Below are 422 nucleotides of genomic sequence, written 5' to 3' on the forward strand. Positions count from 1 at the left end.
TTTCGAATGCAGGTCCCAGGTTGAGCCCGGGGATTTCACATCCGACTTGACAGACCGCCTGCGTGCGCTGTACGCCCAGTAATTCCGATTAACGCTGGCACCCTCCGTATTACCGCGGCTTCTGGCACGGAGTTAGCCGGTGCTTCTTCTGCGGGTAACGTCAATCGCCAAGGTTATTAACCTTGGCGCCTTCCTCCCCGCTGAAAGTGCTTTACAACCCGAAGGCCTTCTTCACACACGCGGCATGGCTGCATCAGGCTTGCGCCCATTGTGCAATATTCCCCACTGCTGCCTCCCGTAGGAGTCTGGACCGTGTCTCAGTTCCAGTGTGGCTGGTCATCCTCTCAGACCAGCTAGGGATCGTCGCCTAGGTGAGCCGTTACCCCACCTACTAGCTAATCCCATCTGGGCACATCTGATGG

The 422-nt window shown here is 57.3% G+C and carries 1 rRNA gene; it reads right to left on the minus strand.

The window, feature by feature from the left end:
* Positions 1-422 (minus strand): 16S ribosomal RNA (locus M3223_RS23975); the annotation flags it as partial.

The sequence above is a fragment of the Paenibacillus pasadenensis genome (assembly GCF_023715725.1).
GTDB classification, from domain to species: Bacteria; Bacillota; Bacilli; order Paenibacillales; family Paenibacillaceae; genus Paenibacillus_O; species Paenibacillus_O pasadenensis_A.